The sequence below is a fragment of the Tistrella mobilis genome (genome assembly GCF_039634785.1).
Classification (GTDB): Bacteria; Pseudomonadota; Alphaproteobacteria; order Tistrellales; family Tistrellaceae; genus Tistrella; species Tistrella mobilis.
In genome coordinates, this window is record NZ_JBBIAB010000024.1 from 38,270 (window position 1) to 53,749 (window position 15,480).

The window sequence follows — 15,480 nt, forward strand, 5'->3', positions numbered from 1 at the left end:
TTATCCGATGTCCAGCCGCCGCGCGATCCGCACCGTGCGCCGCCGCCTGATCCAGGTGGTGCCGGTGATCCTGATCGTGACCTTCGTGGTGTTCGGGCTGATCCAACTGATCCCCGGCGACATCGCGGTGACGCTGGCCGGCGACAATGCCAGCGATCAGCGCCTTGCCGAAATCCGGGCACTCTACGGTCTCGATCGTCCCTTCCTGGTTCAGTATTTCGACTGGTTGTGGGGGGCGGTTCATGGCGACCTCGCCCGGTCGCTGATTTCGGGCGAGGAGGTGATGACCTCGCTCTCCCGCACCTTTCCGCTGACCTTGCTGATCGTGGTGCTGGCGATGCTGATCTCGATGGTGATCGGCATTCCGCTCGGCATTCTGGCGGCGCTCCGGCCCAATTCGATCATCGACGGCGCGGTGATGGGGCTGGCCTCGGTCGGCATCGCCATTCCGAATTTCTGGCTGGCGATGATCCTGGTCGCGACCTTCGCCCTCTCGCTCGGCTGGTTGCCGGCGACCGGGGCGGTGGCCTTTTCGGATGATCCGATCCGGGCGCTGGAACATGCGATCCTGCCTGCGACCGCGCTTGCCGCCGGCGGCATCGCCGAAGTGGCGCGCCAGCTGCGCACCTCGCTGGTCGATATTCTGGGCTCGCAATATGTCCGCACGCTCCATGCCAAGGGCCTGCCCGGCGGCGCGGTGCTCTGGAAGCACGGGCTCAAGAACGTTTCGGTCAACCTGCTGACGGTGATCGGCCTGCTGGCCAACCGCCTGCTGGCAGCGACCGTCGTGGTCGAGACGGTCTTCGCCATCCCGGGTGTCGGCAATCTGATCGTCAACGCGGCGCTCGCCCGCGATTTCCCGGTGGTGCAGGGGGTGGTGCTGACCATGATCATCTTCGTGGTCGGGCTGAACCTGATCATCGACATGCTCTATGTCGTCTTCGACCCGAGGGTACGCTGATGAGCCGGACCGCAACCCCTTCTGCCGCCGGGGCGGCGCCCCGCCGGCGCAACCCGGTGCTCGCCTGGATGCTGCGCGATCCGCGCGGCGCGCTCAGCCTGCTGGTGGTGGCGATCATCGCGCTCACCGGCATCTTCGCCGACCAGTTGGCGCCCTATTCGCCGATCGAGCAGAATTTCGACCTGATCCTGATGCCGCCCTCGGCCGAAAACTGGCTGGGCACCGACGATCTGGGCCGCGACGTGTTCAGCCGGCTGATCCATGGCGCCTCGGCCAGCATGTATGCCAGCGTGCTGTCGGTGTCGATCGCCCTGGTGATCGGCCTGCCGATCGGCCTGCTCGCCGGTTTCGCCGGGGGCTGGGTCGACGAGGTGGTCAGCCGGGTGATCGATGCGCTGCTCTCCTTCCCCGCCATCGTGCTGGCGATCGGCGTCACCGGCGCGCTGGGGGTCGGCCTCACCAACGGCATGATCTCGGTCGGCATCGTGTTCTCGCCGCTGATCGCGCGCCTGGCCCGCGCCCGGGCGCTGGTGGTGAAAGAGGAATTGTTCGTCGATGCCGCCCGCTGTTTCGGGGCAAGCCCGGTGCGCATTCTGGCCCGCCACATTCTGCCCAACGCCATCCAGCCGATCCTGGTGCAGGTGACCCTGCTTCTGGCCGGCGCGCTGCTGGCCGAAGCCTCGCTCTCCTTCCTGGGGTTGGGCGTTCAGGCGCCGGATGCCAGCTGGGGCTCGATGCTCGCCAAAGCCTATCTCTATATGGAGATTGCGCCCGAACAGATGGTCACCCCGGGCCTCGCCATCCTGGTGACGGCGCTCGCCTTCAACGGGTTGGGCGACAGCGTGCGCATGTTGCTGGACCCGACCACGCGCAGCGGCCGCTGACCGCGGCCGTGCCATCCTCCCGGAACGCTCACTGGAAGCGGCCTGCCGCTTCCGGTAGCGTTTTCGCGTGTCCGATCATGGAACTGCGGGAGGAAACATGTCCGAAGGTGCGGCCGAGGGCCGGCGGAAGCTGATCGACCGCTGGTGGCCCCTGGGCCTGGTGACGGCGGCGATCGTGTTCTTCGTCTGGCTGGCCGACGAGGTGATGGAGGGGGAGACCGAGGCGCTGGATCGCGCCGTGCTCAAAAGCCTGCGCAACCCCGCCGACCCGGCCGATCCGCTGGGCCCCCACTGGCTGGAAACCGGCTTCGCCGACCTGACCGCACTTGGCAGCACCACGGTGCTGGGGCTGATGACCCTGGTCGTGGTCGGCTATCTGCTGATCCGCCGCAGCCGCGCGGCTGCGCTGACCGTGGCGCTGTCGGTGATCGGCGGCACGGTGTTGAGCTTCGGCCTGAAACTGGTCTTCGAGCGGCCGCGGCCGGATCTGGTCGCCCATCTGGTGGAGGTGCAGACGGCGAGCTTCCCCTCTGCCCATGCCATGCTGTCGGCCACCACCTACCTCACGCTCGGCGCCCTGCTCGCACGGTTCGAGGACCGGCGGCGGCTGAAGAGCTATGTGCTGGCGGTCGCGATCGGGCTCACCTTTCTGGTCGGGATCAGCCGGATCTATCTGGGCGTCCACTGGCCGACCGACGTCATCGCCGGCTGGTGCGCAGGCGCCGCCTGGGCGGTCGCCTGTGCACGGGCCGTCTCTGGTCGATGATGCCGGCGATCTTGTGGACGGCGCCCGCACCCTCGACAGTATCCGGCCCAGCCGTTGCCGGCCTTCATACCTGGAGCAGGTGGACGTCTGCCGTCAGGCGGGGGCCATGCCGCGCCGGCATCCCCGAGCACCTACTGCATGATCAGCCTTTGGCAAACAGCCGCCCGTCATCGTCGAAGGCCTTGAATTCAAGGGCATTGCCCGAGGGGTCCAGAATGAACAATGTCGCCTGTTCCCCCGGCTGGCCCTCGAACCGGATGCGCGGGCGGATCACCCAGCGCGTGCCCTCATTGGCCTCCAGACGCGCTGCCAGGGCCCGCCACTGATCCATGGTCAGCACCACGCCGAAATGCGGCACGGGCACGTCGTCGCCGTCGACCGGATTGCGGGCAGCGATGGCGCGGTCGAGCTTCGGGTCCAGATGGGCCACCACCTGATGGCCGTAAAGATCGAAATCGATCCAGTGCACGTCCTCGCGGCCGGTGCCGCAGCCGAGCACACCGACATAGAAGCTGCGGGTCTCTTCCAGGTCGAGCACCGGGAAGGCGAGGTGGAAGGGGCGGATGGCGGTCATGGCGCGTGATCCCATGTCTGATTGGCGCGGAGTCTCTCTGCGCGGGTGTGCAGTCGTCCTCGGCTGCCATCATCTCTCATGGCGTTGGCGGATCAAATGGTGCCGGTTATCATATGCTGATGCTTCTGGTGCATGAAAGGCGCCCCCTTGGCTACCGATGCCGCCGCCCGCCTGCTTGCCGCCGAACTCGCCGTGATCGAGGCGGCCTGCCGGCATATGAACCTGACCGCCGCCGGCCGTGAACTCGGCCTGGGCCAGAGCGTGATGAGCCGGCGGATCGCGGCGGTCGAGGCGGCGCTGGGCGTGCCGATCTTCCTGCGCGACGGCCGTCGGCTGCGGCTCAGCCCCCAGGGTGCCGCCCTGCTGCCGGCGATCCGGGCGGCGTCGGACCGGCTGGAAGCGGCGGTGGCCATGCTGGGTGCGGCCGGGCCGGACGAGGTGGCGGGCACGCTCAGGCTCGGCACCCTGCCGACCTTCGCCGCGGCCTGGCTGGCGCCGCGGCTGGCGGGGTTCGCCGTCCGTCATCCGGCGGTTGCGATCGATCTGTCGACCATCGGGGCTGATTTCGCCGATGGCCGCAAGGATGCCGTCACCTGGGATGGAGAGGCGGTGGACGCGGTGATCAGCTGGGGGCGGGGCGGCTGGCGCGGTTTTGCCGCCCGGCGCCTGTTCGACGAACGGGTCATACCGGTCGCCGCCCCCGGCCTTGCCCTGCCCGACGATCCGGCTCGGCTGGGCCGCGAGGGGCCGCCGCTCATCCGCCACACCACCCGGGCCGATCTCTGGCCCGACTGGGCCGGGGCTGCGGGCCTGCCGCCGCAGGGCTTCCGGCCCTCGCCGCAGGGGGCCGGGACCGATGGTGCGGCGGGCCGGCGGGCGGAGCCGCGCTTCGAGCACTTCTTCATGATCCTGGCGGCGGCAGTGGCGGGGCTGGGCATCGCGCTGGTGCCCGAAGCCTTCGCCCGGGCGGATCTGGCTGCGGGTCGGCTGCAGAGGGTGGCGCCGGCCTTGCCGGCCCTGCGGAGCGGCGCGGCCTATTGGCTGATCACCACCGATGCCCTCAGCACCCATCCGCGTATTCGCGCCTTCAGGGAGTGGATCACCGAAGAGGCCGCAGAGTGTGCAACCGAAACCGCCCAGTATCTGGCGAAATAAATCCATCTATGGGATAGTTTGTTGCATTGCGCGTCATAACCGGAGCTTCCCAACCGATGACTGCCCGTGCGGATCCAGAGCTGACCTGTGACGTGATCATGAAAGGGGGGATCACCTCCGGCGTCGTCTACCCCAAGGCGATCCTGCAACTGGCGGCGATGTATCGTTTTCGCAGTGTCGGCGGGACATCGGCCGGCGCGATCGCGGCCTCGATCACGGCTGCGGCGGAATACGGCCGGGCATCCGGCGGCTTCGAGACCCTGGGCGCCATCCCCGACACTTTGCAGACCCGGCTGCTGGATCTGTTCCAGCCCGATCCGCGGGCGCGGGATCTGTTCGATCTGATCCTGACCGCGGGGCTGCAGCGCCGCCCGATGGCTGCGCTGCCGCTGCTGATCCGCGCGGGCCTGCCCTGGAACCTGGTCGCCCTGCTGCCGGGGCTGCTGCTGATCTGGTTCGCCGATGGCTGGGCCGGCTGGCTGGCGGGCGGCTTGCTCGCCCTGTTCCTGACGCTGATCGCCAGCGCCGGGATCGCGATCTGGCGGTTGTACCGCCTGTTGCCGACGCTGGATTACGGCCTCTGCCCCGGTTCGGCGCCGGACGGGGCGAGCCCCGGTTTTCCGCCGCTCTCGGACTGGCTGACCGACACGATCGACGCCGCGGCGCATGTGCAGGGTCCGGGGCAGGGGCAGGGGCGGGGCGGCCGGCCGCTGATCTTCTCGGATCTCTGGGCCGGCGGACCCGGTGGTATCGAGGGTACGCCGGCGCATCCCGCGATCAATCTGCGCACGGTGACCACCAGCCTGGGCGAACGGCGCCCGCGTGCGCTGCCCGATCTGGGCGACCGGAATTTCTACTTCGACCCGGCGGAGATGCGGCGCGCCTTCCCCGCCCGGGTGGTCGACCAGATGGTCGCCGCCGGCACCCGGCTTCTGGACGAGGCGAAGGCCCGCGACGGCGACAGGTTCATCTGGCCGGAATATGACGGCCGGCGGCTGATCGCCTTTCCCGCCCCCGGCGATCTGCCGGTGGTGGTGGCGGCGCGCATGAGCCTGAGCTTCCCCTTCCTGATCTCGGCCATTCCGCTCTACCGGATCGACTGGCCGACGAAACAGGCGGACGGCAAGGCGGTGATGCGCCGGTTGCTGTTCAGCGATGGCGGGATTTCGAGCAATTTCCCGATCCATTTCTTCGATGCCCTGCTGCCCACCCGCCCGACCTTCGGCATCAGCCTGGACCAGTATTCCGAAGACCGGCCCAGGCGACGGGTGCATCTGCCGATGCCGGCGATCCAGGGCCAGTGGATCGCGTTGCAGACCGTGGGCAGCCTGGGCGGTTTCGTGATGTCGCTGTTCAATGCCGCCAGCGAATGGCAGGACGAGCTGCGCACCGTGCTGCCCGGCTATCGCGAGCGGGTGGCCCATATCTATCTGAAGCCCGACGAGGGCGGGCTGAACCTGGCGATGCCGCCCGAAACCATCCGGACCCTGACGGATCTTGGGCAGCGCGCCGGCCTGCTGATGACCGGAACCGCGCCCGAGGACGGGCCCGACGCCGCGAATTTCGATTTCGACGACCATCGCTGGCGTCGGTTCCTCAGCCTTTATGCGGCCTTCGAGGCGGCACTTCAGGGCGCCGCACCGGTCTGGGGCGATGCCGGGGATCCCGACAGCTATGCCGCTTTCATCGCCCGCACCCTCGACCATCCGGCCAGCTATTTTCAGTCCGACCCGGCCGACCGGCAGGAGGTTTTCCGGCGCATGGATCGGCTGATGCGCCTGGTGCGTGACGACTGGCCGACCCCCTTGCGCGACCACAAGGGGCTGGTCCCCAAGCCGGAGACGAAGCTGAGGATCACGCCGGAGTTCTGACCCGAGGGGCAGCGATCAGTCTTCCGCCAGCAGCCAGGCGATTTCGGCCCCGAGACGCAGGTCGTCGACATGGCCGAAGGTCTTGCGCCGCACCCGGCCGGCACGGTCGAGCAGGATAAGGCTGGGCGTGCCCTGCAGGTTCCAGGCCGCCATCGTCAGCGGCAGCGGGCCGCGGGGCCCCGGCGCATCGATGCCCACCGGCACGGTGACGCGGTTTTCATGCAGGAAGGCGGTGAGCGCCTCGACCGTGTTGGCGGCGTGGTGTTCGAACACCGTATGCAGGCCGATCACCGCCACCCGGTCTTCGGGAAAGGTCTGGCGGACGCGCATCATCTGCGGCACGGCCTCGCGGGCGCAGCCGGTGCAGAACATCTGGAAGGCCAGGATCATTACCACGCGGCCCTCCAGATCCGGCAGCCGGATTGGCTGTGACGTGTTCAGCCAGAGCGCGATTTCGGGCTCGGAGGGATGGGCAGGAAGGCGGCCAGCAGGGGTGTCGCGCAGCATAAGCGGGGCTCCATGAACGGCAGGGATGTCCTGATGACATCCCTCACAAGTTGATTTTTGTCGCATTAATATAAGAAAAAATCGAGGGCGTCTGTTACCTGATGCGCGCGCACCGTTTTCATGGCATCCGTAACCGTGAGCGACGGCAAGGCAGAGCGGCAAACGTGCAGAGCGACACGAACTTGGTGGGGAGTGACGGCTACCGGCCGGATATTGATGGCCTGAGAGCGATCGCCGTCCTCGGTGTAATGGCTTATCACCTTGATCTTCCCTTGTTTAGCGGAGGATTCGTCGGCGTTGATGTATTTTTTGTCATATCCGGTTATCTGATTACTTGTCTTATACTGCGAGAGGCGCGCGCAGAATCGTTTCGTTTCGGCAATTTCTGGCTGCGACGGTTTCGTCGACTTATGCCGGCGATGTTGGTCATGCTGGTGGCAACCGCAGTTGCCGCCTATCTTATGCTTTATCCACTTGAATTTCGGTCTCATTTCAGGTCACTGCTTATGCAGGCCCTGTCGATGGGTAATTTTTTCTTCTACCGGCAGGATCCCTATTTCTCTCCCCATACCGAGTTGATGCCGCTTCTACATACCTGGTCTCTGGCAGTGGAAGAGCAGTTCTATCTGATCTATCCGTTACTGTTGCTCCCTCTGTTTCAGGCGTCGCCACGTCGGCGACTGATATGGCTGTCGCTGGGCTGCGGGGCCGGCATCATGATTGCGGAGGTGCTCGTCCGGAGCGACATGCGCGCGGCATTCTATCTGCTGCCCGGGCGCCTGTGGGAACTGCTGGCCGGAGGATGGCTCGCTGTGCTGCCCGCTGTCCGACCCTCAGGGCGTACAGCGATTCTGCGACGGGAGGCACAGGCTCTCGTCGGCTTTCTGGTCATCCTGATGGCCATGATCGCCTTTCATGCGCACATGTCGTTTCCGGGACTGGCGGCTCTGCTCCCCGTCGTCGGTACCATGCTCGTCCTCCGGGCCGGACAGACTCCGACGCCAACCTTTGTCGGACGGGTGCTGGCCATGCGCCCGATGGTGTTCGTGGGCCTCATTTCCTATAGTCTTTATCTCTGGCACTGGCCTCTTATTGTATTTGCCCGCTATCTCGATGCTGATCTCTCTCTCCCCTGGGCCGCCCCGCCACTCAGCTCAACCGCGACTGCAGTGGTGGGTTTTTTGTGTTTCCCTATCGCCTGGATGAGCTGGCGCTACGTCGAGCGCCCGTTCCGTCAGCGGCAATTGTTGGTCAAGAGCCGGCGTTTCCTGACGGTCATGACGGTGTCTGTCCTGGCTCTGGTATCCTATGCTCTGGCTATGGACATGGATCTGGTGCGGCGTTATCCACCGGCCGAGGCGGCTCTTCTACAGGCTGAAATTGAGCCGGCAAATCGTTGCCGCCATTGGAGTGATGAACTCTGGTATACGCCGTTTTGCGAGGTAGAAGCCGGTGTACCGGCCCGGGGGAGCGTTCTGCTGTTCGGTGACAGCCATGCGGGCATGGTCTGGCCTGCGGTCGCAGAGGTTGCGAGAGAAATGGGGGTCGGTGTTTATGTCAATCGTCAACGCTGCCCGGTTCCGGCACTGAAAGAGGATCGGTGGTGCAATCTCACTCTGGCGGAACTGGGGGCCGTGATACGGCGTCATGATGTGCGGCTGGTGATTCTGGCGAGCCGCTGGGACAGATGGGTCATCGGCGCCGAGCCGGGCGGCGTGGATGAGACCCTGGGTCTGCCGGTACTGACGAAGGCTGAACAGAGCCACCGGGCCGCGGAACTTGGTGCGGTCCTGGATCACGCGCTCACCATTTTCCGCGATATGGGCGTCGAAGTGGCGATCATGAAACAGGTACCGCTCATGCTCGCCCATCCTCCCCGGGCTTTGGCGGCCATCATACGCGATGGCGGCAATCCAAGGCATGCAGGTAAACCCCTCGAGGTTCACCGCAGGGTCAACGCGCCGGTTGAACAGGTCATTGACCGGGCGGCAGCCGGCAGAGCACGCGTGCTTGATCCGGCCCGATGGTTGTGTGTACCAGACGATCTGTGTCCGATGATTGATGATAAGGGCCAAAGTCTGTATCAGGACGATAATCACCTCTCCAAGAGCGGCGGAAAGGTGCTGGCCCCGATGTTCGACGCATTGATGACCGCGGTATTCAAGAGTGAGGCAAAGGTCCGGCCGATGCGGTGACCCGTCCCTCTTCAAGCCGCAATACCTGATCGGCGACCTCCAGGATGGCCGGGCGATGGGTGATCACCACCACCGTCGTCTGCCCCTTGAGTGCGGCCAGGGTGGCGCAGAGACGCTGTTCGGTTTCGGCATCGAGCGCGCTCGACGGTTCGTCGAGCAGCAGCAGCCGCGGCCGGCGGATCAGGGCGCGGGCGATCGTCACCCTTTGGCGTTCGCCGCCCGAAAGCCGGCTGCCGCGATCGCCGAGCGGCGTGTCCAGCCCGTCGGGCAGTCCGGCGACCACCGGTGCCAGCCCGGCCGCCTCTATCGCCGTCATCAGCGCTGCATCATCGGTGGCATGGCGCTCGGGATCGGCGGACCAGAGCAGATTCTGGCGCAGGCTGGCATCGGTCAGGAAGGTCTCCTGCGGGACCCAGCCGGCGCGTGGCCGCCAGGCCGCGGCAAGGGCTTCGTCGAGCGGCCGGCCGTCGAAGGTGACGGTGCCGTCATCCGGTGGCAGAAGACCGAGCAGCAGATCGATCAGCGTGGTCTTGCCGGCACCCGACGGGCCGATGATCGCGGTGACGCTGCCGGCCGGGAAGCTGGCATCGACGCAGTCGAGCACCGTCTGGCTGCCGCTCGTCTCGGGCGCCGAGGGGTCGCCCGGATGGCTGAGCCTCACGCCCTTCAGCCGGATTTCGGGGGCATGATCGGCAGCGGACAGTGCCGGACGGGCAACCGCCGGTCCCGCCTGGCGGGCCAGGCGGGCGGCGGCGGCGTTCACCGCCACCAGCGCCGGCAGCATATGCGCGACCCTCTGGGCCGATTGCTGGAATTCCTGTGCCATGGGGAGCAGGCGGCCGCAGATCACCGCAAGCAGGATCAGCTCGGGGCCGGGCACCTTCAGGATCAGCGCGCCCATCACCACCAGGCCCGACAGGGCAATGACGCCCACCACCTGCATCATCAGCCGGGCGTTGGCGCTTGCCCGGACGAAGGACAGCATGCCAAGCCCCGTCTCGCGGAGCGCAGTCGCCGAGACGGCGGCGTGCCGTGCTTCCACGCCCTGGCCCTTGGCGGGCTTGAGCCCGTCCAGGAAGTCGCGGACTTCGCGGGAGGCGGCGGCGTGCAGGCCGGTCTGCCGCGTGCCTTGCGCGAAGCTCGATCTGGAGCGGCGGCGGACGGCAACCCCGCTCAGACCGCCGATCGCCAGTGCCGCCAGGGTGAGGGTCGGGCTGATCAGCGCGGCGACGGTGATCTGCGCCACGGCCATCACACCGAGGGCGGGGAGCCTGAGGAGCATGACCGTGCCGGTCACGATCCGGTCGACCTCGGTGGTCAGCAGGCCAAGCAGATGGCCACGGGGTTCCGAGGCGAGAACCCGCCACGGAGCACGGGCAGCGGCGCCGAACAGGTCAGCCCGCAACTGGGCCGCCAGATCGACCGTCAGATGAAAGCTGTGGACCTCGCGACCATAGAGCAGCAGGCCGCGGATCACGGTCAGGAAGACGAAGACAAGCAGCACCGCGATCAGCCCTGCAGCGGGGTCCAATGCCCCGATCAGCCGATCCAGCGGCGCGAAGCCGGTGCCGGCACTTTCGCCCAGCTCTGCCGGTGCATCGCCGCCCGGCAGCTGGATCATGCGCAGCAGCGGCAGCAGCATGGCGAGACCCAGGCTTTCGGATACCGCCGCACCCAGCTGAAGGCCGGCGAGCTTCGCGACGCGGCGGCGTCCGCCGGCTCGGACCATGCGGCGGATGAGATCGCGGAACGCCGCGCCTGAGGTCATGGTCATGCCCGGGCCTGCCGTCCCAGGCGGTGGGCGATATGGTGGCGGGCCGATCGCCAGCCGCGAACCGCCGGGTAGAGCCAGAGCCAGCGATCGCCGAGACCGGAGCTTTCGAGGCCGCCGGGGAAGTTGAGATCCATGATGATCTGGGCCGCCAGAAATCCTGGTTCGCGCCGCAGCCGGTAGCTGTGCAGAACCATGCGGAGCGCGAAGCGCCGGTCCACGGCGAGGCCCACCGCCGAGGCGTCGTGGTGGTGCAGCGCCTCCAGCGCGAAGCCGTCGAGCGCTTCCCGCCGGGGGGCGCGGGCGACGCGGTCTGTCTCTTCGGCCGTCAGCGGTATGGCGAAGAGACGATGGGCGAGCGACAGCGCATGGTCGAAGACCGGGCCGACACCCTGTTCCCGGGCAAGCGCTGCCGCGGCCCTGCGGTCTTCGGGCGGCGTGGCACAGAAAACCGCGGCGAAATCAGCCACCCATTTCAGCCGGAACCAGGCATGGTAAGCGCCGTGCACCGCCAGATAGACCAGCTGCTGGAGATTGCCCACCATCGGGATTTCGACATCGTTCACCACTTCGACATGCCGGCCACGCCACAGCATCTCGAAGTCGAACGGCAACAGCCTTTGGTTGTCAAAGATCCGCCAATGGCATTCGATCATCGGGCCGCCATCCTGTGGCAGGAAGGCCGAGTCCTTCCGCCATTTGCGGTAATGCGCCACCCAGGCCGGACGCCAGCTGGCCGGTGGAAGATGCCGGGTATAGCCGAAGCCGGTGATCACCGCCTCGGCCTCGTCGATCCGTTGCGGGTCGACGAGCACATCGAGATCGTTGGACAGTCTGAGTTCCGGTCGCGCCATGAACCGGTGTCCCAGCATCGCCCCTTTCAGCGCAATCGCCCGGATTCCGTGCTGTTGCAGCGCCGTCAGCACGCGCAGCAGCAGATCCATCTGCTTGCGCTGGGCCTGCACGGCCAGCATGGTCGCCCGAATCAGACTGGTTTTCAGATCGACCGGCATGGCACCGCCCGACACCTTCAACAGGGTGGGCGAGGCCAGCCCCTGGACGCGATGGCGTGCAATCAGCCGGGCAGTTTCCGTCCAGTCGCCAAGCGGCCCTCCGGGCCCCAGATCGACCGGCCGCGCCGCCGCCGCCACCGGGCCGCCGATGCCCTGCGCGACCGCCACGGCCAGGGCCGCCAATCCGGGATCGATCCCGCTTTCCGTCATCCACCTGTCCCCGTTGACCGGCCGCCATGGCCTGTTGCGGCGCAACTTTCGCCGAAGAGGGCGGCAGGGGCAAGGGGGGAGGTGGCGTATCTGCAGAACCTGCGCCCGGTGGTCAGTGGCTGAACATCCACGGCCGCTTCGCCGGAAAGGTCTTCATGGCCGGCTTTTCCGCGACCGCGGAGAAGCCCTTCGATCCGCCGCCATGGCTGCAGCCGGGGCCGCAGACATGGGAGCTGCGGCGGGGTTCGTGCGATGCGCGTTCATTGGTCGCGTGGGCGGCGCGTGCCGCTTTCGACAGGCCGGCGAGGCGCGGGGCCGAGATGCGGCGCGGCGCGGCGGTGCCGCAGGCGGGGCAGGGGCTGGGGCGTGCGGCATCGGACATCGGCCGGAAGGCGTCGAATTCGGTGGCGCAGGCCGGGCAGGCGTAATCATAGAGCGGCATGGGGGCGTCTCCGGTCGTTCGTAGCACGAGGCACCGGCCGGCGACAGGCCGGCCGATGCCGGGTGGGATCAGGCCTTGTCCTTCCAGAAGGCGATCGGCAGTTCGGCGCCCTCCACACCCTTGAAGGGCCCGGATGCCGTGGGCGAGATGTCGAAATCGAAGATCTCGGTCGGCAGGAACAGGGTGGCGCAGGCATTGGGCACGTCGACCACGCCCGAAATCTTGCCCTCGACCGGGGCGGTGCCCAGGATCGAATAGGCCTGGCCGCGCGAATAGCCGAATTTGGTCAGGTATTCGATCGCGTTCAGGCAGGCCTGGCGATAGGCGATGTGGACGTCGAGATAGTGCTGTTTGCCGGCCTCGTCGACCGAAATGCCCTCGAAGATCAGATAGTCGTTATAGGTCGGCTTGATCGGGCTCGGCTTGAAGATCGGATTCCTGATCCCGTATTTCGCGCAGCCGCCCTTGATCAGATCGACCTTCAGATGCGCCCAGCCGGGCATCTCGATCGCACCGCAGAAGGTGATCTCGCCGTCGCCCTGGCTGAAATGAAGGTCGCCCATCGACAGGCCGGCACCGTCGACATAGACCGGGAAATAGATCTTGCAGCCGCGCGACAGATCCTTGATGTCGCAATTGCCGCCATGTTCGCGCGGCGGCACGGTGCGGGCACCGGTTGCGGCCGCGGTCTCGGCGGCGGAGCCCTTCAGCCGGCCCATATGGGCGGTGGGCGCATAAGGCAGGTTGGCCAGGCCCGGCACGCGGGTGGGATCGGTGTCGAACAGCGCCTTCTCACGCGTGTTCCAGGTGTCGAGCAGATCCGGCGAGGGCAGGCAGCCGATCAGGCCCGGATGGATCAGCCCGGCGAAGCGCACGCCCGGGATGTGGCGCGATTTCGCGAACAGGCCCTCGAAATCCCAGATCGACTTGCGGGCGTCGGGGAAATGCTCGGTCAGGAAACCGCCACCGTTTTCCTTGGCGAACACGCCGTTGAAGCCCCAGCGCGCGCCGTCGAGCGTGCCGATGTCGAGGATCTCGACAACCAGCAGGTCGCCGGGCTCCGCACCCTTCACACCCACCGGGCCCGACAGGAAATGCACCTGACTGAGGTCGACGTCGCGGATATCGGCTGCGTCGTCATCATTCTTGATCTGACCACCGGTCCAGTCATAGCACTCCAGGATGAAGTCCTCGCCGGGCTTGACCCAGGCGATCATCGGAATATCCGGGTGCCAGCGATTGTGGACGTTCTCGTTCTCATAGGCCGAAGACGAAAGATCCACCTTGACGAGCGTTTCAGTCATGCGGCGCTCCGTTTCTGATCGGATTGCGGGACGAAAAAAGGCGGGAAGACGGGGGATCGGGCCGTGATGGGGCGGTGGCCGGTTCCGGCCACCGAAGCCGCCATTGAGGCGGCGGCCAAGGCCACGGCAGTGGCCGCCCGGCGAGGGACTAACAGACTCCCGCCATTGAGGCGGCGGCCAAGGCCACGGCAGTGGCCGCCCGGCGAGGGACTAACAGACTCCCGCCATTGAGGCGGCGGCCAAGGGCGCGGATGCGCCCGCTTGGGCAGAGGGCTAAACGGATAGATAGGCGGAAATGCGGGCCTCATTGACGTCGGCGCGGCGGTCTTCGTGGACCAGGCGGCCGTTTTCGATCACCAGGAAGCGGTCGGCGACGTCTAGCGCGAAGCTCAGCACCTGTTCCGAGACCAGGATGGTGAGGTTCATCATGTCGCGGATCTCGCGCAGCGACCGCGCCATGTCCTTGATGATCGAGGGCTGGATGCCCTCGGTCGGCTCGTCGAGCAGCAGCACCCGGGGCTCGGTGACCAGCGCCCGGGCGATGGCGAGCTGCTGCTGCTGGCCGCCCGAAAGATTGCCGCCGCGCCGGCGGCGCATCTCGTGCAGCACGGGGAACAGGCTGTAGATGTCGTCGGGAATGTGGCGCCGGCCGCGGGCGACCAGGCCGGTGCGGATGTTCTCTTCCACCGTCAGGGTGGGAAAGATCATCCGGCCCTGCGGCACGAAGGCCAGGCCCTCGCGCACCCGCTGATGGGGTTCGGTGCCGACCAGCTCGGCCTGTCCCAGCCGGATCCGGCCGCCGCGCGCCGGCAGGATGCCGATCAGGGATTTCATCAGCGTGGTCTTGCCCATGCCGTTGCGGCCCATCACGGCGACGATCTCGGCCTTTGCGGCAGTCAGGCTGAGGCCGTGGAGCACTTCCGACTGGCCATAGGCGACGGTGAGGTCATCGACGGTCAACATGGCGGATCTCCCTCGGGCAATTCATGCACATGTGCGGTTATGGTACGAGCGATCCGGATCGCGTGACGCGCGATCAATGCCCGAGATAGACCTCGATGACCTTCGGGTCCGACTGCACCTTGTCGATATCGCCCTCCGACAGGATCCGGCCCTGGTGGAGCACGGTCACCTTGTGGGCGATGTCCTTGACGAAGTTCATGTCGTGCTCGATGACGATCACCGACCGGCCGCGGGTGATGCGGTTGAGCAGGTCGGCGGTCTTGGCGCGTTCGGCGACGCTCATCCCCGCCACCGGCTCGTCGAGCATCAGCAGGGCCGGGTCCTGGATCAGCAGCATGCCGATTTCCAGCCACTGCTTCTGACCGTGGGCCAGCTCGTCGCCGCGGCGGGTGAGCTGGTCGGCCAGGAAGATCTCTTCCGCGATCCGGGTCACCCGCTCCACCACCGCCCGGTCGCGCCGGAAGCCCAGCGCCTTGAAAACATGGCGGGTGCCGGGCATGGAGAGTTCCAGGTTCTCGAAGACGGTCAGGTCCTCGTAGATCGACGGGGTCTGGAACTTGCGGCCGACGCCGGCCCGGACGATTTCGTGCTCGGACATCTTCGTCAGTTCCCGGCCCTCGAACCGGATCGAGCCGGCGGTTGCCCGGGTCTTGCCGCAGATCAGGTCGAGCACCGTGGTCTTGCCGGCACCGTTGGGGCCGATGATCACCCGGATCTCGTCGCGGTCGACATAGAAAGAGAGGTCGTCGACCGCCTTGAATCCGTCGAAGGAGACGGTGAGACCTTCGACCGCGAGCAGGAAATCATTGTTGGTGGCGGAGACGCCGACGGCACTGGTGGCTGTGGCTGCATTCATCGATCGGA

At 66.8% G+C, this 15,480-nt stretch carries 14 protein-coding genes; 6 read left to right on the plus strand and 8 right to left on the minus strand.

Annotated features, from left to right (window positions below):
* Window positions 1–7 precede the first annotated feature (7 nt).
* The 3 genes from WI697_RS23525 to WI697_RS23535 all read left to right on the plus strand — a co-directional run bounded on the left by WI697_RS23525 (window position 8) and on the right by WI697_RS23535 (window position 2,611).
* The gene (locus WI697_RS23525) at window positions 8–961 is read left to right on the plus strand and encodes an ABC transporter permease (RefSeq protein ID WP_296713615.1); all 954 of its coding nucleotides are present in this window, start codon (window positions 8–10) and stop codon (window positions 959–961) included.
* Window positions 961–1,845, plus strand: a complete 885-nt coding sequence (locus WI697_RS23530) for an ABC transporter permease (RefSeq protein WP_062761858.1) — start codon at window positions 961–963, stop codon at window positions 1,843–1,845. Before WI697_RS23525 ends, WI697_RS23530 begins: the two co-directional genes overlap by 1 nt.
* A gap of 97 nt (window positions 1,846–1,942) precedes the next feature.
* Window positions 1,943–2,611 (plus strand): phosphatase PAP2 family protein, encoded by a 669-nt coding sequence (locus tag WI697_RS23535; RefSeq protein ID WP_345960127.1) that lies wholly within the window; start codon window positions 1,943–1,945, stop codon window positions 2,609–2,611.
* Window positions 2,612–2,753: 142 nt separating this feature from the next.
* On the opposite strand, the gene WI697_RS23540 is transcribed toward WI697_RS23535, so the two are convergent.
* Entirely contained in the window at window positions 2,754–3,185 is a 432-nt protein-coding gene (locus tag WI697_RS23540) for a VOC family protein (protein WP_345960128.1), read from the minus strand.
* Window positions 3,186–3,332: 147 nt separating this feature from the next.
* On the opposite strand from WI697_RS23540, the gene WI697_RS23545 reads away from it, so the two are divergent.
* Both WI697_RS23545 and WI697_RS23550 read left to right on the plus strand, forming a co-directional pair.
* On the plus strand, window positions 3,333–4,340 hold the full coding sequence (locus WI697_RS23545) for a LysR substrate-binding domain-containing protein (RefSeq protein ID WP_345960129.1): 1,008 nt from the start codon (window positions 3,333–3,335) through the stop codon (window positions 4,338–4,340).
* 56 nt (window positions 4,341–4,396) lie between these two features.
* Complete coding sequence (locus WI697_RS23550) at window positions 4,397–6,211, plus strand: patatin-like phospholipase domain-containing protein (RefSeq protein WP_345960130.1); 1,815 nt, start codon at window positions 4,397–4,399, stop codon at window positions 6,209–6,211.
* A 15-nt stretch (window positions 6,212–6,226) separates the two neighbouring features.
* Here WI697_RS23550 and WI697_RS23555 read toward each other — a convergent pair whose 3' ends face one another.
* Entirely contained in the window at window positions 6,227–6,718 is a 492-nt protein-coding gene (locus WI697_RS23555) for a peroxiredoxin family protein (protein WP_345960131.1), read from the minus strand.
* Window positions 6,719–6,882: 164 nt separating this feature from the next.
* Between WI697_RS23555 and WI697_RS23560 the strand changes: the two genes are divergently transcribed.
* Window positions 6,883–8,913 (plus strand): acyltransferase family protein, encoded by a 2,031-nt coding sequence (locus WI697_RS23560; protein WP_345960132.1) that lies wholly within the window; start codon window positions 6,883–6,885, stop codon window positions 8,911–8,913.
* Here the strand turns inward: WI697_RS23560 and WI697_RS23565 are convergent.
* The 6 genes from WI697_RS23565 to urtD form a co-directional block, all read right to left on the minus strand.
* Window positions 8,879–10,687, minus strand: a complete 1,809-nt coding sequence (locus tag WI697_RS23565; RefSeq protein WP_345960133.1) for an ABC transporter ATP-binding protein — start codon at window positions 10,685–10,687, stop codon at window positions 8,879–8,881. The two genes, WI697_RS23560 and WI697_RS23565, sit on opposite strands and share 35 nt — an antisense overlap.
* Window positions 10,684–11,907 (minus strand): nucleotidyltransferase domain-containing protein, encoded by a 1,224-nt coding sequence (locus WI697_RS23570; RefSeq protein WP_345960134.1) that lies wholly within the window; start codon window positions 11,905–11,907, stop codon window positions 10,684–10,686. The genes WI697_RS23565 and WI697_RS23570 overlap by 4 nt, the downstream gene beginning before the upstream one ends.
* A 112-nt stretch (window positions 11,908–12,019) precedes the next feature.
* Window positions 12,020–12,349 (minus strand): FmdB family zinc ribbon protein, encoded by a 330-nt coding sequence (locus WI697_RS23575; protein ID WP_345960135.1) that lies wholly within the window; start codon window positions 12,347–12,349, stop codon window positions 12,020–12,022.
* A 68-nt stretch (window positions 12,350–12,417) separates the two neighbouring features.
* Window positions 12,418–13,653 carry a formamidase gene (gene fmdA, locus WI697_RS23580; protein WP_345960136.1) on the minus strand — a complete coding sequence of 412 codons (1,236 nt, stop codon included), beginning with the start codon at window positions 13,651–13,653 and terminating at the stop codon, window positions 12,418–12,420.
* A gap of 273 nt (window positions 13,654–13,926) precedes the next feature.
* Entirely contained in the window at window positions 13,927–14,616 is a 690-nt protein-coding gene (urtE, locus tag WI697_RS23585) for an urea ABC transporter ATP-binding subunit UrtE (RefSeq protein ID WP_345960137.1), read from the minus strand.
* A 73-nt stretch (window positions 14,617–14,689) separates the two neighbouring features.
* The gene (urtD, locus tag WI697_RS23590; RefSeq protein ID WP_345960138.1) at window positions 14,690–15,472 is read right to left on the minus strand and encodes an urea ABC transporter ATP-binding protein UrtD; all 783 of its coding nucleotides are present in this window, start codon (window positions 15,470–15,472) and stop codon (window positions 14,690–14,692) included.
* Between the last annotated feature and the right edge of the window lie 8 nt (window positions 15,473–15,480).

Bases quoted from the DNA above. Each gene is read 5' to 3' on its own strand.
- WI697_RS23525 (WP_296713615.1), top strand. From the start codon at position 8: ATGTCCAGCCGCCGCGCGATCCGCACCGTGCGCCGCCGCCTGATCCAG.
- WI697_RS23530 (WP_062761858.1), top strand. From the start codon at position 961: ATGAGCCGGACCGCAACCCCTTCTGCCGCCGGGGCGGCGCCCCGCCGG.
- WI697_RS23535 (WP_345960127.1), top strand. From the start codon at position 1,943: ATGTCCGAAGGTGCGGCCGAGGGCCGGCGGAAGCTGATCGACCGCTGG.
- WI697_RS23540 (WP_345960128.1), bottom strand. From the start codon at position 3,185: ATGACCGCCATCCGCCCCTTCCACCTCGCCTTCCCGGTGCTCGACCTG.
- WI697_RS23550 (WP_345960130.1), top strand. From the start codon at position 4,397: ATGACTGCCCGTGCGGATCCAGAGCTGACCTGTGACGTGATCATGAAA.
- WI697_RS23555 (WP_345960131.1), bottom strand. From the start codon at position 6,718: ATGCTGCGCGACACCCCTGCTGGCCGCCTTCCTGCCCATCCCTCCGAG.
- WI697_RS23565 (WP_345960133.1), bottom strand. From the start codon at position 10,687: ATGACCATGACCTCAGGCGCGGCGTTCCGCGATCTCATCCGCCGCATG.
- WI697_RS23570 (WP_345960134.1), bottom strand. From the start codon at position 11,907: ATGACGGAAAGCGGGATCGATCCCGGATTGGCGGCCCTGGCCGTGGCG.
- WI697_RS23575 (WP_345960135.1), bottom strand. From the start codon at position 12,349: ATGCCGCTCTATGATTACGCCTGCCCGGCCTGCGCCACCGAATTCGAC.
- fmdA (WP_345960136.1), bottom strand. From the start codon at position 13,653: ATGACTGAAACGCTCGTCAAGGTGGATCTTTCGTCTTCGGCCTATGAG.
- urtE (WP_345960137.1), bottom strand. From the start codon at position 14,616: ATGTTGACCGTCGATGACCTCACCGTCGCCTATGGCCAGTCGGAAGTG.
- urtD (WP_345960138.1), bottom strand. From the start codon at position 15,472: ATGAATGCAGCCACAGCCACCAGTGCCGTCGGCGTCTCCGCCACCAAC.